Below are 19,471 nucleotides of genomic sequence, written 5' to 3' on the forward strand. Positions count from 1 at the left end.
TCCCCACGGCTCCCCACCTGGCCGCGAGCCTCTTGTGTTACTCGTCCCCCTTGAGCATCAGCAGGCTGAGCCCCACCAGCTCGCCGCGCTGGCAGGAGAGCCGCTGCAACTGCCAGCGCCCCTTCTTGCGCAGGGCCCGCAACAGGCGCTGCTGTTTGGGGGTGCTCTTCTCCCGGCGCAGCCGTTTGTACCACTGCCGACCATCCTGCAACTGGCCGAGCTGCTCCTGCCAGCGCCCGAGCAGGGCGAGCCACTCGGGATCCCCCGCCCCCATGGCCACCAGCAACTCGGTGCCATAACGTATCTGCTTGATCTCCAGCCTGACCCTGTGCCACTGACGCAACAGCGTGTCGTTGCTGAGCTTGCGGGATTTGGCGCTCTGCTCATCCTCTATCCCGTTGAGCAACAGGCTCAGACGCAGACCAAGCTGGAGCCGATACCAGGGCAGTGGATCGAAACCGGTCGGCACCTGCGCCACCCCGTCGAGCCACTCATCGAGGGAGACCGCCAGCATGGGCACCCTGGGCTGCGCCTCTGCCATCCCCTGGGGCAGCTTGCCAGCCTTGTTCCCCTCCTCGCGCCTGGCGCCGGCCCCCTTGTGGACGAACTGGCTGACATAGACCTGCTCATCGCGCAGGGCGGAGAGGCGAGCCACCGCCTTGTGCAGGCGACGCTCCAGTCTGGGGTGGTGGATGAGCGGGCGCCATAGCGCCAGCAGGGCATGAAGCCGGCGGGCCGCGATGCGGTAGCCATGCACCTGCTCCACGTCGGCCTGCTGGCGCAGGGCCAGGGTCGAGGCCCAGTAGTGGTTGATGAGGGTATGCGCCTGACCGAGCAGTCGCTCCCGCAAGGGATCGTCCATGGATCTCTCCTCTCCTTGCCAATGCAGGCCGCGTCGGCGACCGGGATGGCACATGTTTGCCGACAGGGGTGACCGTCAGTTGGTATGAAAGCCTGCCCGCACCTCTCCCTCATGGGGCTGGCAAGAGATGTGACTCACCTCGGCGGTGCGGGGGCCATGCTCGAGCCAGCCGAGCATCATCTGGACCTGCTCGGCCGGGCCACACAGCAGGACCTCCACCGAGCCATCCTCCAGGTTGTAGGCATGTCCCCTCAGCCCCAGTTGCAGGGCCCGCTCCTGGGTGAAATAGCGAAATCCCACCCCCTGAACCCGCCCAAACACCCGGACGGAAAACGCTTGCTCTCCCATTTATCACACCTTTCGCTTTAGCAATGAGACAGGAGGCCGATAGTGATGGCCGACACTCTCTGTTGTGCAGGATGCAAATACCATTATGAAAGAAGTTAAGTTTCGTTGGGTTGACCGCTATCTCATTCATCTCACCATCAGTGAAAAATTCCTCATCACCTTCTGGTGCCCGCTCATCTTCATCGCCCTGCTCTCCTGGTATCTGCTCAGCCATGGTCATGACAGCCAGATGGAACTGCGCCTCGAGGCCCTCAAGAGCCGGGTCGAGACCACGGCGCAACTGGTGAGCCAGCAACCCAGCCTCAGCCTGCCGGCAGACTTGCGCCTTGGTGCGGCCAGCGCACCTGGCCTGAGCGAGCAAGGGGGGATCTATCAGATCACCGCCAGCGCAGGTCAGGCCGGTTACCTCACCGGGACCCTGGATGCCAGCCAGTTCTCCCCCTGGGATAACCAGGGCAGCACCCTCACCATCATAGCCCTGGTCGCCGCCCTGCTGGCGCTGGTGACCCACTATCTGATGACCTTCGTCTCCGGCGCCCTCTACTCCACCAACAAGGCGCTGCAGACCGTGGCCGATGGCGACCTGACCCATCGCCTCAACTTCTTTCCGGTGCGGGACGAGTTCTCGGTATTGGCGGGCAGCATAGACAGGTTCACCGACCGCCAGCACAAGATAGTGCAACTGGTGGAGGAGTCTGCCGAGGCACTGGGCCTGGCCGCCGACGAGTTTCGCGACCATGCCAGCGAAGGGGAATCCCTCGCCATGGCCCAGCGTCAGCACATGGACTCCCTGGCCGCCGCCATGGAGCAGATGTCCGCCGCCATTCGCGAAGTGGCCCGCAACGCCAACGACTCCCTGAGCCAGACCCGCCAGTCGAGCGAAGAGGCGGCCCAGGGGGCAGACAGGGTGGCGCGCACCATAGCGGCCATCACCACCCTCGCCACCGAGATTGGCAATGCCTCCGGCGCCGTGGAGCGGTTGACCCACAACGCCAATCGCATCAACGAGGTGATCGCCGTCATCAACGCCATCTCCCAGCAGACCAACCTGCTGGCCCTCAACGCCGCCATCGAGGCCGCCCGCGCCGGGGAGCAGGGTCGCGGCTTCGCCGTGGTGGCCGACGAGGTGCGCACCCTGGCCAGCCGCACCCAGCAGGCCACGGTGGAGATCCAGCAGATGATAGAGGAGCTGCAGGGGGGCACCAACGCCCTCAACGACATCATGGAGAAGACGGTCGAGCGGGCCGAGCACAGCCAGCGCCTCATCAGCGAGGTGGGCCTGGATATCGACAAACTCAGCCACCACAGCAGCGCCGTGCTGGAGATGAGCACCCAGATAGCCACCGCCTCCGAGCAGCAGAGCTCGGTGGCCGAGGAGATCAGCCGCAACCTGGATCAGGTGCGCAGCGAGGCGGGTCAGGTGGAAGAATCCGCCAGTGCCGCCGTGGCAGGCACCCAGGGGCTCAAGGGCACTGCCAGCGAACTGGCCCAGGCCCTGCGTGGTCTCAAGATCTGAGGCCGGGCCTCAGGGTGACGTTTTCTTTGAGTTTTCAGGAGGGGCCACATAGAATGTGGCCCCTTTTCTTTCGACCATCTGGCAACTCCCATGAGCGCTTCCATCTATCTCGTCAAAGGCCGCGAAAAATCCCTGCTGCGCCGTCACCCCTGGATCTTCTCCAAGGGGATCGACAAGGTGCAGGGCCACCCCATCGATGGCGATACCGTCGAGATCTACTCAAACGATGGCAAGTGGCTCGCCCGCGGCGCCTGGTCCGGCAGCTCCCAGATCCGTGCCCGGGTCTGGACCTTCGACAAGGACGAGACCATCGATCTCGACTTCTTTATCCGCCGCCTCAAGTATGCCCAGGAGTCCCGGGATCCCCTGATCAAGCGTCAGGGTCTCACCGGCTATCGCCTGTGCGCCGCCGAGTCCGACGGTCTGCCGGGCCTGACCATAGACCGTTACGCCGACTTCCTGGTGTGCCAAATTCTGTCTGCCGGCGCCGAGTTCCAGCGCGAGCTGATCACCCAGGCCCTGCGCAGCCTCTACCCCGAGTGCAGCATCTATGAGCGCTCCGACGTGGCGGTGCGCAAGAAGGAGGGGCTCAAAGAGCGCACCGGCGTCATCCATGGCGAGACCCCAAGCGAGCCTGTGGTGATCGAGGAGAACGGCGGCGTCAAGATCCTGGTGGACATCCGCAACGGCCACAAGACCGGCTTCTATCTGGATCAGCGGGACAACCGCCAGGCCGCCGCCAAGTACACCGAAGGCAAGCGAGTGCTCAACTGCTTCTGCTACACCGGCGGTTTTGGCGTCTATGCCCTCAAGGGCGGCGCCCGTGAGGTGGTCAACGTCGATCTCTCCCAGAATGCCCTGGACATCGCCCGCCAGAACGCCGAGCTCAATGGTCTGGATACCAGCACCACCCAGTTCGTGCGCCACGACGTGTTCAAGCTGCTGCGGGAATACCGGGAGAAGGGCGAGAAGTTCGACGTCATCGTGCTGGATCCGCCCAAGTTTGCCGAGAGCAAGGCCCAGCTGCTGGGTGCCTGCCGCGGCTACAAGGACATCAACATGCTGGCGTTCCAGCTGCTGGCGCCGGGTGGCGTGCTCTTGACCTACTCCTGCTCCGGCCTGATGGAGCAGAGCCTGTTCCAGAAGATAGTGGCCGATGCGGCGCTGGACGCCGGCCGCGATGCCCAGATCCTGGAGCTCTTGTCCCAGGCTTCCGATCACCCCATAGGTACCGCCTATCCGGAAGGCTTCTACCTCAAGGGTCTGGTGGTGCGCGCCCGCTGATCGGGCTCTGCCATGCTGATCACCCAGGCCCGCTTTGCGGGCCTGTTACTTATGGTGCGCGGCCTGACCCTCTTCCCCCTAGCTCTCCCGGCTGCGCCCTCAATCACGAGCCGGCGCCCCAAGGGGGAAGTAGTGGCGATAGGGACGCGCCTCATCCACCACCCGCACGACGGCGGGATGCGCCAGCAGACGGGCGCGATAGGCCCGCAGCCCCGTGAGGGCGGACGGGATCTCGTGCACCCAGTCGGCATAGAAGAGCGCGGGGGCGGCGGCGCAATCGGCCAGGGTGAACGCCTCTCCCGCCCCCCAGGTGCGTCCGGCGAGACGCTGGTCCAGCCAGGGATAGATCTTGTCCAGCAGCTCCCGGGCCTGGGCGACCCCGTAGCTGTCGTGCGCCCCCGCCGGGCGCATCCTGTCGTGGACCACCTTCTGCATGGGCGTCATCACATAGTTGTCGAACAGGCGATCGAGCATGTGGACCTCGATCCCGGCCTCCCCCGCAGGCACCAGACAATGGGGGCCGGGATGGGCACATTGGAGATATTCGATGATGGTGCTGCTCTCAAACAGGACTCGCCCCTGCTCCACCAGCACGGGGAAGCGTTTGAGGGGCCAGAGGCTGGCCAGCTCGGCCTTCACCGCCGCCGCCTCCAGGTTGAGGTAGTCAAACGAGATCTCATTCTGATAGAGGGCGATCAGCACCTTCTGGCTGTAGGACGAAAAGGGATGGGCATAGAGTTTCATCTGGCGTGCTCCTGGCGTTCCTATGGGCGATATCCCTAGTCTAGATCCCCGCACCGCCCCCCGATCTTGACTGAGCATGGGGGCATAAGGGACCTGGCGCTTCGCCGATCACTCCCTCGCCGAGCCCCTGCCGCTTGCGCCTCCGGCGGGCCATGGCCCATGGCTGGCGGTGCCGGGCAAGGGCACAGGGCCTCCCCCGGGTCGGTCAGTTCCCTGCCATGGGTGTGAATTCCTGTTCGAACCCCCTATCACCTTTGTGGCATAATGCCCCGTCCTGTGGCCCTTGACGGGGCTCGCGGCAGCGCAGCTCGCCCTCCCCGTCCTGCTTGGCAGCCCTCCCATGACTGCCTGACATCCCTGCCTGCGTTGGCGGGTGAGGCCACCCGTTTTTGCGGTATCTTGTCTGCCTGTCCAGGCGACAGATCGCCGCCATTGACCAAGCTGGCTCCACAGAGCCGCTGCACTGTTTGCACAAGCAAGGGGTAATCATGTCTTCCATTCGTCTGACCCAGTACAGCCACGGCGCGGGCTGCGGCTGCAAAATCTCCCCCAAGGTGCTCGACACCATTTTGAAGAGCCAGATCCCCGGCTTTGACGACCCGACCCTGGTGGTCGGCAACAGCAGCAAGGATGACGCCGCCGTGGTGGACATCGGCAACGGTCAGGGCATCGTCTCCACCACCGACTTCTTCATGCCCATCGTCGACGACCCGTTCACCTTCGGCCGCATCGCCGCCACCAACGCCATCAGTGACATCTACGCCATGGGCGGCAAGCCCATCGTCGCCATCGCCATCCTCGGCTGGCCCATCAATACCCTGCCCGCCGAAGTGGCCCAGCAGGTGATCGATGGCGGTCGTCAGGTGTGTCACGAGGCGGGCATCTCGCTGGCCGGTGGCCACAGCATCGATGCCCCCGAGCCCATCTTCGGCCTGGCGGTGACCGGCATAGTGCCGCTGGGTGCCATCAAGCAGAATGACACCGCCCAGGTGGGTGACCTGCTCTATCTCACCAAGCCCCTGGGTATCGGCATCCTCACCACGGCCCAGAAGAAGGGCAAGCTCAAGCCCGAGCACGAGCAGCTGGCCCCAGATGCCATGTGCACCCTCAACAAGATTGGCCAGCAATTTGCCAAACTGCCCGGCGTGCACGCCATGACGGACGTGACCGGCTTCGGGCTGGCCGGCCACCTGCTGGAGATGTGCGAAGGCTCGAAGGTGCGTGCCCGCCTCGACTTCCAGGCACTGCCGCTGCTCGACGAGGTGGATCACTACCTGTCAGAGGGCTGCGTGCCGGGCGGCACCCTGCGCAACCACGACTCCTACGGCCACAAGCTCGATGCCATGGATGATCGCACCCGCAACATACTGTGCGATCCCCAGACCAGTGGCGGCCTGCTGGTGGCCGTCGGCAAGGAGAGCGAAGCCGAGCTGCTTGCCATCGCCCGCGAAGCCGGGCTCTCGCTCTCCCCCATCGGCGAGATCCTGCCCCTCGAGGGCAACCGTTTCATCGAGGTCCTCCAATGAGTGACTTGCCGCTCGCCACGGATCTTGCCAGCATCTTCCTCGAAGATGTGCCCCTCATCGATCTGCGAGCACCCATCGAATTCAAGGAAGGGGCCTTTCCCACCGCCACCAGCCTGCCGCTGATGACGGATGAAGAACGTGCCCGGGTGGGTACCTGCTACAAGCAGCGGGGCCAGGCGGCGGCCATTGAGCTCGGCCACCAACTGGTGGGGGGCGCCGTGCGCGCCGCCCGGCTCGAAGGCTGGCTGGCGCAGTTGCGCCAGCAGCCCGATGCCCTGCTCTACTGCTTTCGCGGCGGCCTGCGCTCGCAAACCGTGCAGCAGTGGCTCCATGAGGCCGGGGTCACCCGACCCCGGGTGGCCGGCGGCTACAAGGAGCTGCGCCGCTTTCTCATCGACACCCAGGACCACGCCAGCGCCCAGTGCCGCTGGAGCGTGCTGACCGGCATGACCGGCTCCGGCAAGACCCATATGCTGGGCCACATTGCCCAGGCGGTGGATCTGGAAGGGCATGCCCACCACAGGGGCTCGTCGTTCGGCCAGCTGCCCGGCGGCCAGCCCAGCAACATCAACTTCGAAAACAGCCTGGCCATCGAGCTGCTAAAACGCCGCCACCGGGGCGAGCAGGCCTTCGTGGTGGAGGACGAGAGTCGCCTCATCGGTCGCTGCTGCCTGCCCCTCTCCCTCTACGAGACCATGGGCCAGGCCCCCCTGGTGGTGGTGGAGGTGTCCCAGCACGACCGTGCCGAGCAGATCCGCGCAGACTATGTGCATGATCTCTGGCTGCGCTATCAGGCCATGTTCGGCAGCGAGGCGGGCTGGCCCCTGTTTGCCGCCTACCTCACCGACGCCCTGGCCCGGCTCAAGCGCCGCCTCGGGGATCAAGCCCACCGCGAGCTGGATGCCCTGATGCAGGCCGCGCTCAAGGAGCAGGCTCTAAACGGTTCGACCGAGCTGCATCTGGCCTGGATCCGCCTGCTGCTGACCCGCTACTACGATCCCATGTATCTCTATCAGCTGGGCAACAAGCGCGAGCGCATCGTGTTTCGGGGCGACAAGCAAGCCTGTCTCGACTACTTCGCCGAGCAACACACGGCGCAGCAGGCCGGCTGAGCGGCCCCGTCAATCAAGAGGACTCCCTATGTTGAAATTCGAGGTGATCCCGGTCACCCCTTTCACCCAGAACTGCTCCCTCATCTGGTGTGACGAGACCCATGAGGCGGCGCTGATCGACCCCGGTGGCGAGGCGGACAGGCTGCTGGCCGCCATCGCCGAGCGGGGGCTGACCCTGACCCATATCCTGCTCACCCACGGCCATCTGGATCACGTGGGGGCCGCGGCCGAGCTGCGGGAACGAACCGGCGTCCCCATCACGGGCCCCCACAAGGAGGACGCCTTCTGGCTCGACATGCTGCCCCAGCAGAGCCAGATGTTCGGCTTTGCCCACACCCCCGCCTTCGCCCCGGATGGCTGGCTTGCCCAGGGTGACAAGGTGCAGCTGGGCCAGTGCGAGCTGGCGGTCTATTTCTGCCCGGGCCACACCCCGGGGCATGTGGTGCTGGTCAGCCATGAGGCCGGGCTCGCCTGGGTGGGGGACGTGTTGTTCGCCGGCAGCATAGGCCGCACCGATTTTCCTCGCGGCGACCATGCCACCCTGATCAAGTCGATCACCGAGACCCTGCTGCCGCTCGGAGACGACATCGTCTTCATCCCGGGCCACGGCCCCAGCTCCACCCTGGGACGCGAGAAGGCAAGCAACCCTTATCTGACCCAACCCATCTGGTAACGACGGGGTGGCGACGGGCAAACGGAGAGGGCGATCCCTGATCGCCCTCTCTGTCTGCCCCATTCATCGAATGCCAGACAGCAAAAAGCCACTCCAAGGAGTGGCTTTTTTCAACCGGATGGTCCGCGATTAGACGCGAACGAAGTCCAGGTGAACCAGCTTCGGCTTAACCGGGTGACGCTGGATAGCCTTCACTTTTACGTTGACTTCTTCACCGTTGATGACCAGGGTCAGCACGGACTCGTAGAACTCCGGCTTGGCTTGGGCGATGATGAATTTGCTGTGGTCAACAGTGATGGATTGAGCTTCTTTGCCGGCACCGTAGATGATGGCAGGAACTTGGTCAGCGTGACGCAGGCGGCGGCTCGCACCTTTCCCCAGGTCAGAACGGACTTCAGCTTGGAATACGAAAGACATAGTAGTTATCTCATATGGATGAATTTATGGTGCTGACTGCGACCGGTCAGCACCTCGCAAAACGAGCGCGGATAGTAGCATGGCTGGCCGGGCAGAGACAAGCGGGTTACAGGCTGCCGTCGAGCCGATTGAACAACTCATGCCGCTCCCCCGGACTGAGCGCCTGATACCGGGCCAGCAGCCGGGGAGGCGGGCAGAGCAGGGCATCCCCCGTCTTGACCTGGGACCTGGGGCCCAGCCGTTGACGATTGGCTTCATACAAGGCCAATACATGGCTGTAGGTATCCCCTCCCTGCCCCTGGGCCAGGGTGGCGGCGATGCGCCACAAGGTCTCGCCGGGGGCCACCCTGTGGCAGATCCCCTCCCGGGGCGCCCCGCTCCCCTCCCCTGCACCGAGTGCCACGGGCGGCTCGGCGACCGGGGCTGCCGGGGGCAGCCTCCTGGCTGGGAGCCAGCCATGGACGCCGGCAACCGGCGACAGCAGCCCATATTGATGGGGCAGGCTGAACTCGGGCAACACGGCCACCGGCTGGCTGGGACCAACTTGCGCTTCAGCGTCGGCCTTGGGCGCCAATTGCACGCTGGCGACCCCATAGGCCATCTCGTCGATGCGCTCCAGCCTGGCCAGATAGGCGCGGGAGAGCCTGGCCTCCCCCTCGAACAGATCGAAGGGGGGGACCAGGCGCGCCGGAAACAGGATCTGCCAGTGCCCCTTATGCTGGCGACGGGCCAGGGGGGGATACTGGTTGCCGTGCCAGGCCGCGAAGATGGCGGGCGGCTCGCGGCGCAGCGGATAGTATTCCGGGTTCAGACTGACCCAGGTCTGCTCGGCAATGGGCTGATACCCACTGATGTTGACCAGAGCCATCCCCAACCAGAATCCCAGCATGTCTGCTCCTTCTTATCGCAACGGATCAGGTGATACCCGAGCCCGCCGGGGCTCGACTGTGTCAGGTTAGCACTGGGCGATGGCGCTCTGCACCCGTTTATCCGAGATGGGATACGGCGTCCCCAGCTGCTGGGCGAAGAAGGAGACCCGCAGCTCCTCGATCATCCAGCGGATATTGGCCACCTCGGGGGGGATCGGCTGGGATTTGGGGAGCTTGGCCAGCAGCGCCTTGTACTCAGACTCCACGCTTTGCACCTTGAGCATGTAGGCCCTGTCCCGGTTGGGATCGATGGCCAGCTTCTCCAGGCGCCGCTCGATGGCGCGCAGGTAGCGCAGCAAATCAGGCAGCCGCTGCCAGCCGGTTTCGGTCACGAACCCCTTGTGAATGAGGTTGCCCAGCTGCAACTGGATGTCCGACATGGCAAAGGCGGTGTCGAGCTGCATCTTGCCCTTGAGCCGCTTTTTAATCTCATGGGAGAGGGTCAGCACGGCTTCCACTTGGCTGGCCACCTCCACCACGGCGTCATTGAGCTCGGCACGGACAAACTCCTTGAGCGACTCGAAACCGGCCTCGTCCCAGGCCAGGCCGCCGTGCTGCTCCATAAGCTTGTCGCAGCCACAGGCGATGCAGTCATCGATAAGCTCGGCCACCTTGCCGAAGGGGTTGAAGTAGAGCCCGAGCTTGGCCTTGTTCGGTAGCTTCTCCTGCAGGTACTTGATGGGGGACGGCACGTTGAGCAGCACCAGCCGGCGCTGGCCCGCCCACATCAGCTGCTGCTGGGCCACCGGGCTCTCCACCAGCTGGATGGCGACCGAGTCCTTCTGATCCACCAGGGTCGGATAGGCCTTCACCTCGAAGCCGCTGCGCTTCTGGCTGTACTCCTGGGGCAGCTCGCCAAAGCTCCACAGGGTGAGGCCGGACTGTTCTATGTCGTCGTCCGCCACCTGGGAGAGGGTCTCCTGCACCTTGCCGCGCAGGGATTCCTTCAGTGCCTCCAGATCCTTGCCTTCCGCGATGGGCTTGTGCTTGTCATCCACCACCCGGAAGGTGAGTTTCAGGTGATCGGGCACCGATGCCCAGTCCCAGGCTTCCCGGGGCACTGTGACCCCGGTCATGCGACGCAGCTGACGCTCCATCTCGTCCAGCAGCGGCCCCTGCTCGGGATTGAGGGTGGCGAGCAGCGCATCGGCGTAGTTCGGGGCCGGCACGAAGTTCTTGCGCATGGGCTTTGGCATCGACTTGATGAGGGCCACCAGCAGTTCATGGCGCAGCCCGGGGATCAGCCATTCGAACCCCTTCACCTCCACCTGGTTGAGCAGCGGCAGCGGAATATGCAGGGTGACGCCATCGGCGGCCTCCCCCGGCTCGAACTGGTAGGTCAATTTCAGCTTGAGGCGCCCCTGCTGCCAGAAGTTGGGGTAGTCGAGATCGCTGATGTGGGCCGCGTCCCCCTTCATCAGCATCTCTTTCTCGAAGTTGAGCAGCTCGGGATCCTGCTTTTGCGCCTCCTTCCACCACTTGTCGAAATGGCGAGCGGAGATCACCTCCTCCGGCAGGCGGGCGTCGTAGAAGCGGAACAGATCCTCGTCATCCACCAGGATGTCGCGACGGCGCGACTTGTGCTCCAGCGCCTCCACCTCGGCCAGCAGCTTGCGGTTCTCGCCAAAGAAGCGGTGGCGGGTCTCGAAGTCCCCTTCCACCAGGGCGCGGCGAATGAAGAGCTCGCGGCACTGGGCCGGATCGATGCGGCTGAAGTTGATGGTGCGCTCATTGACCAGAGTCAGGCCGTAGAGGGTTACCTTCTCCTTGGCCATGACGGCGCCGTTTTTCTTCGACCAGTGGGGGTCGCTGTGGTGCAGCTTGATGAGGTGCGCCGCCAGGGGCTCTACCCATTCCGGCTCGATCTTGGCGTTGATGCGGGCGTAGAGGCGGGAAGTCTCCACCAATTCTGCGGCCATCACCCACTTGGGCGGCTTCTTGAACAGGCCCGAGGCCGGGAACAGGTGGAAGCGGCCGTTGCGGGCGCCGAGAAACTCCGGCTTTTCCAGATCCTTGTTGCCGATATGACTCAAGAGGCCGGTCAGCAGGGCGCAGTGCACCGTCTTGAAATCGGCAGGCTCATGGTTGGCTTTGAAGCCCAGCTCTTTCACCGTCTGGCGCAGCTGGAAGTGAATGTCCTGCCATTCGCGCACCCGCAAATAGGAGAGAAACTCCTTCTGGCACATGCGACGGAAGGGGTTGCTGCCGAGGAGATCCTGCTGCTCTTTGAGGTAATTCCACAGATTGACGAAGGCGAAGAAATCGGAATCTTTGTCCTCGAAGCGTCTGTGCTGCTCGTCGGCGGCCTGCTTCTTCTCCATAGGCCGCTCGCGGGGATCCTGGATGCTGAGGCCGGCAGTGATCACCATCACCTCGCTCAGACAGCCGGTTTGTGCCGCCGTGATCACCATCTTGGCGAGCCGCGGATCGAGCGGAATACGCGACAGCTGGCGACCGGTTTCGGTCAGCTGCAACTTGGGTTCCTGCTCCCGGGGGCCGGGCAGCTCCTTGACCGCCTCCAATTCTTTCAAGAGAGTCAAACCATCCTTGATATGGCGCGACTCTGGCGGCTCGACGAAGGGGAAGGCCTCCATGTTGCCAAGGCCGAGCGCCAGCATCTGCAAGATGACGGAGGCCAGATTGGTGCGCAGGATCTCGGGATCGGTGAAGGCCGGACGGTTGTTGAAATCCTCTTCCGAGTAGAGGCGGATACAGATACCGTCCGCCACCCGGCCGCAACGCCCCTTGCGCTGGTTGGCACTGGCCTGGGAGACGGGCTCTATGGGCAGGCGCTGCACCTTGGTGCGCCAGGAGTAACGGCTGATGCGGGCGGTGCCCGGATCGATCACATAGCGGATGCCCGGCACCGTCAGCGAGGTTTCCGCCACGTTGGTGGCGAGCACTATGCGCCGTCCTGCATGTTGCTGGAACACCTTGTTCTGTTCGGCGTTGGAGAGGCGGGCGTAGAGTGGCAGCACCTCGGTATCGCGCAGGTTGAGCTTGCGCAGGGCATCGGCGGTGTCACGAATCTCCCGCTCGCCGTTCATGAAGATGAGGATGTCCCCCAGCCCCTCCCGGGCCAGCTCTTCCACCGCATCGAAGATGCCCTGCAGCTCGTCGCGCTCCTCCAGCCCCTCACTCTTGTCGCCGCTTTTTTTATCAGCAAACAGCGGGCGATAGCGCACCTCCACCGGGTAGGTGCGGCCTGAGACTTCTATGATGGGCGCCTGGTTGAAATGGCGGGAGAAGCGCTGGGGGTCGATGGTGGCCGAGGTGATGATCACCTTGAGATCCGGGCGCCGTGGCAGCAGCTGCTTGAGATAGCCCAGGATGAAGTCGATGTTGAGGCTGCGTTCGTGGGCCTCATCGATGATGATGGTGTCGTACTGGGTCAGCATGCGGTCGTGCTGGATCTCCGCCAGCAGGATACCGTCTGTCATCAGCTTGATGTGGGTCTGCTCGCTCACCTGATCGGTAAAGCGCACCTTGTAGCCCACGTACTGGCCGAGCTCTGACTCCATCTCTTCCGCGATGCGGGCCGCTACCGTGCGGGCCGCCAGGCGCCGCGGCTGGGTGTGGCCTATATAGCCCTTGACCCCGCGCCCGAGCGAGAGACAAATCTTGGGGATCTGAGTGGTCTTGCCCGAGCCGGTTTCCCCGGCGATGATCACCACCTGGTGTTCGCTGATGGCTTTAGCGATCTCGGCCTGCTTCTGGCTGACCGGCAGGTTGTCCGGGTAGGTGACCCTGGGCACGCCCGCCAGACGGGATTGATAGCGCGATTCGGCCACCGCCAGATCGGCGGCTATGGTCTCCAGCATGGCGGTCTGTTTGCCCTCAGGCAATTTCTTGACCCCGTGCAGACGACTGGAAAGGCGACGGGCATCGAGATTCATGCAGGCAGAGAGACGGCGGCGCAGCGCCTCGATAGAGAGAGACAAGGTAGGAATTCCTTAAATAGGTGCCCAGAGGGGCCATATCGATAAGCTGGGAGCGATCCTAAAGAGCGAGCGGGGGCGGTGCAAGTATTAACGCTGTCACCAAAAAACGGGAGAAAGGCAGGGGGCCCCCTGCCATTTCGGGAAACTCAGGCGTGAGCCTGGGGAATGAAGCAGGTATCGAGCTGGTTATGGATGGCCTTCATCACGTCGTGGCGACTGATGACCCCCACCAGACGCCCCGCCTCCAGCACGGGATACATCTTGGGCTTTTGTCCGAGCATCATCTCGGCCAGCTCCAGAATGCTGGTCTGCGGGCTCACCGTCAGCACGTCCTGGCGCATCACGTCCTTGACCTGGGCCACCTGTTCGCAGTGATAGGCCTCCTTGAGCATGACGGCGATGCAGTCCTGCTCCGACACCCAGCCGATGAGGCGACCGTTGGCGTCGATGACGGGCCCGCCCAGTTGATTGCTGTTGACGAACTTGGCCACGGCAGACTGCACCATCATCTCCGCCTTGAAGGTGATGGGCCTCACCTGCATATAGTCCTTGGCAATTAATGCTTTCATCTTGAACCCCCTAAGGAACCTGGTTCAGCCGCCTTATGCTGGCGTCCTCGTTTCAAGCATAGCTCGCCCGCCTCAGGAGATGGATTGCAGCAAGAGCAGCAATTCGCTCTGGCTGTGGCAATCGGTCTTCTTGAACACCCCCTTGAGGGTGGAGCGCACGGTTTCCACCTTGACGCCGCGCAACTCGGCGATGTCATTGCTGCTGTACCCCTTGCTCATCAGCATCAGCAGCTCCTTCTCGCCAATGGTGAGGGGATAGAGGCTGGCCAGGGCTTCAATATCGGGATTGAAGGCGTGCTCGGGGTCGCGCAGCACCAGCTCCACGAAACGTTCGTATCGCGTCAGCCCGCTCATCAGGGTGCACTGGATCAACAAGGGCCTGAGATTGGCCTGACGGGGTACACAAAGATAGGCACTGGCTCCCGGCAGCAGATAGGCGAAACCGGCGAGCATCTCTTTAAATTGACGCTGCTGATCCTTGCTCTGCAAGGAAAACAATCCGGCCAGGGTACGCAATTCCACATTCTCATCCGTGATGCGGTTAAACGCCGTATTGGAATAATGGATATAACCCTTGTCATCTATGATGGCGCTGGGCTTATTGTGATTGCGCACCAATTGCTGCAGCTGATAATTCTGGGTCTCCAGGGCCAGCAGATTCCAATAATGCTGACTCCAGGCGGCGAAACCGGCATACATGTCCGCCACCAGGTGCCGCTCTTGCACGGTGAAGTCGCTCTGGGCACCACTGCGATAGCCGCACAGGGAGCTCAGGCCATGGTCCTTGACCCGGCACACGCCCCCCAGGGCGAACTGGGCACCGAAACTGGCGAGCAGCCCGGCGTTGTCGGAGATCTCATAGGCGCTGACCACCCCCTGGCAACCCTTGTCCAGGTAGTGATTGAACCAGACATCCTGACGATGATGTTGCAGATAAAAATGCTGCTGCGCCTCGCTCAAGCCGCTGGCAAACAGCTTGATCCCGTCGCTCTTGTCATCATCACGCAATAAAAGCAGGGTTGAACTGCCACCGAGATCATAACGAAATTTGTCTACGACCAGCTTAATGTCAGAATCATTAATACCACACTCATATAATTGACTTATATATGGCGATACCCTCTCGCTTACTAATGTTTTCACACCCGAACTCCTAATTCTTATTTTTATTGAGCAGGCATCTTACTCTGCATTGACTAAAGCGAAAAGTAGTCAAATGAACAATTACCCTCCCCGTTGCGTCAATATATTTACCGTCCCGCTTGTATCAGAAATCCCTTATTTAATGCCTCGCCATCATGGGGCGGCAACCCCTCTTCCTCCCCTTTCACGTTATTGCTTCCCAATGGCGTCCCAGCCACTTCCGCCTCTGGCGGGCTCGCCTCGCGCCAGGACGCGCGCCACTGATGCCGGCCAGCAGGGGGCAAGGGGTGAGCCGCAGATAAAATAGACAAGGGTAAAATAGTGGCTTTCAGTGAGGTTAGTGCTGGCTGAACCGCGAAAATCGGTGTCGATGACAAGATTTGTCGGGCGCGGCCCCGATTTTTGCCCAGTAAAACTGCAAAAACGCAAAAGGCGTCATTCAAAACCCATCTATAAACAGATCACAAACCAATCTCAAGGCGTTGATTTTAAAGGGTTTAAATTAATTAGCACTCGAATGACCTACTTGACAAAGCCAGTCAGCTCGCATTTCACTCACCAGCTTTGAAAAATGTCACGTTGACGCGCCATCATCAGAGAACGCGCCATTTAATACAAAAATGCCATTGTTTTAATCTCCTCGTATGGTATCTTGTATCCATCAGCCGTCAGCCAGGGAGAAAAAGTATGACTGAGTTCTTAGTTACAGCCGTCTTCACCGTGTTTTTCACTCTGGTCGCAGTTTCTCTGCCTTCACTGTCCCAGTTTTGAGCCATGAGGGGCGCGTGTCGCCCCACTGACTGACCAGACAACGACTGTTTTATCGACACCAACTGCGACTTTCTCGCCGTTGGTGTTTTTGTTTGTGGTTTCTCCCCCATTTACCCACTCTTTCTCTCTCTTTTGCGGGGCCGCCCCCATCAAGCGCCCCATCACACCGGGCTCGCAGCCTCCCCCAGAACCAAAATAGGTCCTCCTCGGGAGCCCTCATCTGTACCGCCCCCTCATTCAGCTTCGATGAAGCCATGCTGGCCCGGGGCGTCGACCTGCTGGAGCGGGTTATCCAGCACGGACTGGCCCTGCCCTCATCACAACGGTGCCCGAATCTGATCCCGTGGGCGGACCGGCCCGCGTCAGGCCCAAAAAAAGCAGGCAGCCCGAAGGCTGCCTGCTTGCTCAGTGGCGGTCACGCCGGGCGCGGTCGACTTACCCCAGTACTATCTCGGCCAGGTGGCGGAAGTGGCGGATCTCATGGGTCGGCGCGCACTCCCCCTCCTGGCCATGGGGGTTATACCAGCAGGTCGCCAGCCCCACGGCGGCCGCACCGGCAATATCCGTCTTGGGGTTGTCCCCCACCATCAGCACCCGGGCAGGATCCGGGCGCCCCATCAGGGCCAGGCTCTGCTCGAAGATGGCGGCGGATGGCTTGGTGACCCTGACCTCGTCCGAGATGATCAGCGGCTCGAACCAGTCATGCCAGCCCAGCTTGGTCAGACGGCCGCGCTGAGGCAGGCTGAAGCCATTGGTGATGATCCCCATGCTCACCCTCTCCTTCAGGCTCAGCAGGGTCTCGACCACCCCCTCCAGGGGCTGGCTCAGGGCGATGATCCGGGTGAGAAAGGTGTCATTCATGGCCAGGGGGTTGACCCCGGCGGGGGCGAAGGGTGAGAAACGGGTCTGTTGCAGCTGCTCGGCATCGATCTCGCCACTGTTGTACTGCCCCCAGAGCCTGTGATTGAGGGCCTGATACGCCTGCATCCGCTCCTCACTGGCCACTATGCCGTGCAGTTGCAGGGTCTGCTCCAGGGCGCGGCCCACCGGGAAATCAACCAGGGTCTCATCGAGGTCAAACAGGACCCAGTCATAGCGTGGCGTCTTCATATCACTCCTTTACTGCATGGAAAACCCGAGGCGGCCCCGCCCGTGTCGCAGGCGGGGCGCCATTATCGGTCAGGGGGGCGACGGGATCCAGTCAGGCATCCAGCTCGCCGACCTGCCAACGGGCCAGCAGACGCAGGGTGAAACGTACCCCGAAGCCAGTCACCTCGCTGCCCACCACCCCATTGCCCCCCTTGTTGCGATAGCCGGACAAGTCCAGATGCAACCAGGGAATAGTGGCGGGCACGAAGCGACCGAGGAAGCGGGTCGCGTCTATGTGATCCGGCGAGGCCCCGGGGGCACACTGCAGCAGATCCGCCCACTCGCTCGTCAGGTTGTCGTCATAGTCCTCGTCATGGGGGAAGGGCCAGACCCGCTCCCCGCTCTCCTGCCCCAGGGCGATGAGGGGGAGCAGCCAGGCGGGCTGATTGGTGAAGGCGCCGCTGTAACCGCTGCCAAGCGCCCGCTTGCAGGCCCCGGTCAGGGTGGCGTAATCGATGATAAGGGATGGCTGGTCCCGGGCTGCCAGAGCCAGGGCATCCGCCAGCACCATGCGTCCCTCGGCGTCCGTGTCCACCACCTCTATGGTGGTGCCATTGCAGGCGGTGACCACCTCCCCGGGGCGATAGGCCCTGGGGCCTATGTGGTTCTCGGCGATGGCGAGCCAGCAGTGAACCCGGACAGGCAGGCGGGCACGGCTGATGGCAAGCAGGGTGCCCAGGGCCACCGCACTGCCTCCCATGTCCAGGTGCATGCCATACATGGATCCTCCCACCTTGAGGTTGTAGCCACCCGAGTCATGGCAGATCCCCTTGCCCACCAGAGCCAGGGTGCGCTCGGCGCCGGCGGGTTCATAGCTCAGCTTGACGATGGCGCCCTGGCCATCCTCGGATCCCCGGCTCACCGCGAGAAACGCCCCGGCCCCCAGCGCCTGCAATGCGGCCTCATCATACTCCTGACACTGCCACCCCTCTTGTCGGGCCAGCGCACGCACCCGCTGGTGATAACCAGGGGCATCGAGCACGGAGGCGGGCAAGACCCCGAGATGACGAGCCAGGGCATTGCCCTCGGCCTCGGCGCACAGGCGCGTCACATCCAGGGGAAAGGCGGGCGAGCTGAGGATCCGCTCATAGGCGCACACCGCTTTGGCCTCGCGTTTTTGGCTCGGCAGGCTGACATTGGCGGCCAGCAGGCTGGCCAGCAGCGCCTCGCCGAGGCGGGCCGTCTCGTCGCCGTCGAACCCTTCCAGATGCAGGGCCAGCTCGCGGCTCTGGTATGACGCCAGGGGGGCAATCCACTGCCGGATCCGGCGATAGCGCCCATGGCCTTCGCCCAGGGCCTCGCTGAAGACCAGCAGCAGCAGTCCCTGCTCATCGGGCGATCCGATGATCGGGCACAGACAAGGCCCCTCCTCTCCCAAAGCTGACTGCAGGGCCGCCGGGGCCAGCTCGGGTCGCGCGAGCAGGGTTGCCTTTAGATTCTGATGGCAGATCAACAACTTGAGGGGGGCATTCAGCCCCATGAACTGATCAAGCTCCCGGGGATCATTCTCTATCCTGGGGGCCTGGTAGCAAAAATCGAGCATGATGGGGCAGCCTCATCCATGAATACACAGCGAAGAAAACAGGAAGGCGAGATGATACTACCGAGGGAAAGGGATCGCCATGACGCCCTGCCATAGGGGTTGGCTTTGATGCGCCCGACCATGGGGCAAGTTGCCGCAGATCCTGGGCAATGGGGTCGACATCGGGGGCCATGTTCAGAGAGAGAAAACAGGATAACGAGAAGAAATAACGAGAGGAAAAGAAAAGTGGTTGCGGGGGCTGGATTTGAACCAACGACCTTCGGGTTATGAGCCCGACGAGCTACCGAGCTGCTCCACCCCGCGTCCGAATTGTCCCCAATATGGCAGAGCAGTTGCCATCCCGGGTGCGCCTTCCTGTTCACGGTTGAACAGCAAGACTGAATGTGGTTGCGGGGGCTGGATTTGAACCAACGACCTTCGGGTTATGAGCCCGACGAGCTACCGAGCTGCTCCACCCCGCGTCCGAATTGTGCCAACGAGACAGAGCAGTTGTCTGGTTGGGTACTGCCAGCATCAAGTTGCCATCGCCTTGCGATAATCATCTTGAATATCAGATGGTTGCGGGGGCCGGATTTGAACCGACGACCTTCGGGTTATGAGCCCGACGAGCTACCGGGCTGCTCCACCCCGCGTCTGAGGTCGCCAATAATAGGCGCCAGCGCAAATATTGCAAGCAAAAATCTTGATAAAGTTGAGTTTGTAGATTAATGCGGCGCTATCCGTCCCTTTTACCAGCAGGGCGATGGATTTTTATGCGATGAAACAATCCCTTGCCTTCTCTGCCCTGTCCATCCGGATGCAAGAAGGGCCCCACAGGGCCTAATGCCAGTCAGTTAAGGCTGACTGGCATTGATTTTATTGGCTTTTTTCACACTGTACTTCTGTGGTCTTGGCTTCACGCAGCGAGGGTAACTTCGCTCTCTTCGTGCCGGCAGCACAAACTG

General features: G+C 62.4%; 15 protein-coding genes and 3 tRNA genes. 5 read left to right on the forward strand and 13 right to left on the reverse strand.

All coding sequences use genetic code 11. The annotated features are described in order from the left end of the window. Positions 1–37: 37 nt before the first annotated feature. A complete protein-coding gene (locus tag ACW5W4_RS01485; protein ID WP_456688163.1) occupies positions 38–862 on the reverse strand; it encodes a CHAD domain-containing protein in 825 nt (274 codons plus the stop codon). Between the two features lie 75 nt (positions 863–937). Beyond that, positions 938–1,210: an acylphosphatase gene (yccX, locus tag ACW5W4_RS01490; RefSeq protein WP_041992547.1), complete on the reverse strand. Its 273-nt coding sequence runs from the start codon at positions 1,208–1,210 to the stop codon at positions 938–940. Positions 1,211–1,295: 85 nt separating this feature from the next. On the opposite strand from yccX, the gene ACW5W4_RS01495 reads away from it, so the two are divergent. Both ACW5W4_RS01495 and ACW5W4_RS01500 read left to right on the forward strand, forming a co-directional pair. Continuing rightward, positions 1,296–2,726: a methyl-accepting chemotaxis protein gene (locus ACW5W4_RS01495; protein ID WP_456688164.1), complete on the forward strand. Its 1,431-nt coding sequence runs from the start codon at positions 1,296–1,298 to the stop codon at positions 2,724–2,726. Between the two features lie 90 nt (positions 2,727–2,816). After that, positions 2,817–4,010, forward strand: a complete 1,194-nt coding sequence (locus ACW5W4_RS01500) for a class I SAM-dependent methyltransferase (RefSeq protein WP_456688165.1) — start codon at positions 2,817–2,819, stop codon at positions 4,008–4,010. Between the two features lie 99 nt (positions 4,011–4,109). Here ACW5W4_RS01500 and ACW5W4_RS01505 read toward each other — a convergent pair whose 3' ends face one another. Beyond that, a complete protein-coding gene (locus ACW5W4_RS01505) occupies positions 4,110–4,754 on the reverse strand; it encodes a glutathione S-transferase family protein (protein ID WP_456688166.1) in 645 nt (214 codons plus the stop codon). 485 nt (positions 4,755–5,239) lie between these two features. On the opposite strand from ACW5W4_RS01505, the gene selD reads away from it, so the two are divergent. The 3 genes from selD to ACW5W4_RS01520 are packed head-to-tail and all read left to right on the forward strand — an operon-like array spanning position 5,240 to position 8,065. Continuing rightward, on the forward strand, positions 5,240–6,280 hold the full coding sequence (gene selD, locus ACW5W4_RS01510) for a selenide, water dikinase SelD (protein WP_456688183.1): 1,041 nt from the start codon (positions 5,240–5,242) through the stop codon (positions 6,278–6,280). Continuing rightward, the gene (mnmH, locus tag ACW5W4_RS01515) at positions 6,277–7,392 is read left to right on the forward strand and encodes a tRNA 2-selenouridine(34) synthase MnmH (protein WP_456688167.1); all 1,116 of its coding nucleotides are present in this window, start codon (positions 6,277–6,279) and stop codon (positions 7,390–7,392) included. Before selD ends, mnmH begins: the two co-directional genes overlap by 4 nt. A gap of 28 nt (positions 7,393–7,420) precedes the next feature. Next, entirely contained in the window at positions 7,421–8,065 is a 645-nt protein-coding gene (locus ACW5W4_RS01520) for an MBL fold metallo-hydrolase (protein WP_456688168.1), read from the forward strand. A gap of 129 nt (positions 8,066–8,194) precedes the next feature. Here the strand turns inward: ACW5W4_RS01520 and rplY are convergent, their stop codons facing one another. The 10 genes from rplY to ACW5W4_RS01570 form a co-directional block, all read right to left on the reverse strand. Further along, complete coding sequence (rplY, locus tag ACW5W4_RS01525; RefSeq protein WP_408795674.1) at positions 8,195–8,482, reverse strand: 50S ribosomal protein L25; 288 nt, start codon at positions 8,480–8,482, stop codon at positions 8,195–8,197. 106 nt (positions 8,483–8,588) lie between these two features. Continuing rightward, complete coding sequence (locus ACW5W4_RS01530; protein ID WP_456688169.1) at positions 8,589–9,371, reverse strand: hypothetical protein; 783 nt, start codon at positions 9,369–9,371, stop codon at positions 8,589–8,591. 66 nt (positions 9,372–9,437) lie between these two features. After that, the gene (gene hrpA / locus ACW5W4_RS01535) at positions 9,438–13,352 is read right to left on the reverse strand and encodes an ATP-dependent RNA helicase HrpA (protein WP_456688170.1); all 3,915 of its coding nucleotides are present in this window, start codon (positions 13,350–13,352) and stop codon (positions 9,438–9,440) included. A 146-nt stretch (positions 13,353–13,498) separates the two neighbouring features. Then, on the reverse strand, positions 13,499–13,921 hold the full coding sequence (locus ACW5W4_RS01540) for a CBS domain-containing protein (protein ID WP_408795667.1): 423 nt from the start codon (positions 13,919–13,921) through the stop codon (positions 13,499–13,501). Positions 13,922–13,993: 72 nt separating this feature from the next. Next, positions 13,994–15,064, reverse strand: coding sequence for a helix-turn-helix transcriptional regulator (locus ACW5W4_RS01545; protein WP_427263492.1), 1,071 nt, complete (start codon positions 15,062–15,064; stop codon positions 13,994–13,996). A gap of 1,206 nt (positions 15,065–16,270) precedes the next feature. After that, a complete protein-coding gene (gene yjjG / locus ACW5W4_RS01550) occupies positions 16,271–16,945 on the reverse strand; it encodes a pyrimidine 5'-nucleotidase (RefSeq protein ID WP_456688171.1) in 675 nt (224 codons plus the stop codon). A gap of 91 nt (positions 16,946–17,036) precedes the next feature. Next, positions 17,037–18,530 (reverse strand): M17 family metallopeptidase, encoded by a 1,494-nt coding sequence (locus tag ACW5W4_RS01555; RefSeq protein WP_456688184.1) that lies wholly within the window; start codon positions 18,528–18,530, stop codon positions 17,037–17,039. Positions 18,531–18,753: 223 nt separating this feature from the next. After that, positions 18,754–18,830, reverse strand: a tRNA-Met gene (locus tag ACW5W4_RS01560). A gap of 81 nt (positions 18,831–18,911) precedes the next feature. Further along, positions 18,912–18,988, reverse strand: a tRNA-Met gene (locus ACW5W4_RS01565). A 94-nt stretch (positions 18,989–19,082) separates the two neighbouring features. Continuing rightward, positions 19,083–19,159, reverse strand: a tRNA-Met gene (locus tag ACW5W4_RS01570). Between the last annotated feature and the right edge of the window lie 312 nt (positions 19,160–19,471).

It is taken from the genome of Aeromonas crassostreae (assembly GCF_054052445.1).

Bases quoted from the DNA above. Each gene is read 5' to 3' on its own strand.
- ACW5W4_RS01485 (WP_456688163.1), bottom strand. From the start codon at position 862: ATGGACGATCCCTTGCGGGAGCGACTGCTCGGTCAGGCGCATACCCTC.
- yccX (WP_041992547.1), bottom strand. From the start codon at position 1,210: ATGGGAGAGCAAGCGTTTTCCGTCCGGGTGTTTGGGCGGGTTCAGGGG.
- ACW5W4_RS01495 (WP_456688164.1), top strand. From the start codon at position 1,296: ATGAAAGAAGTTAAGTTTCGTTGGGTTGACCGCTATCTCATTCATCTC.
- ACW5W4_RS01500 (WP_456688165.1), top strand. From the start codon at position 2,817: ATGAGCGCTTCCATCTATCTCGTCAAAGGCCGCGAAAAATCCCTGCTG.
- ACW5W4_RS01505 (WP_456688166.1), bottom strand. From the start codon at position 4,754: ATGAAACTCTATGCCCATCCCTTTTCGTCCTACAGCCAGAAGGTGCTG.
- mnmH (WP_456688167.1), top strand. From the start codon at position 6,277: ATGAGTGACTTGCCGCTCGCCACGGATCTTGCCAGCATCTTCCTCGAA.
- ACW5W4_RS01520 (WP_456688168.1), top strand. From the start codon at position 7,421: ATGTTGAAATTCGAGGTGATCCCGGTCACCCCTTTCACCCAGAACTGC.
- rplY (WP_408795674.1), bottom strand. From the start codon at position 8,482: ATGTCTTTCGTATTCCAAGCTGAAGTCCGTTCTGACCTGGGGAAAGGT.
- ACW5W4_RS01530 (WP_456688169.1), bottom strand. From the start codon at position 9,371: ATGCTGGGATTCTGGTTGGGGATGGCTCTGGTCAACATCAGTGGGTAT.
- ACW5W4_RS01540 (WP_408795667.1), bottom strand. From the start codon at position 13,921: ATGAAAGCATTAATTGCCAAGGACTATATGCAGGTGAGGCCCATCACC.
- yjjG (WP_456688171.1), bottom strand. From the start codon at position 16,945: ATGAAGACGCCACGCTATGACTGGGTCCTGTTTGACCTCGATGAGACC.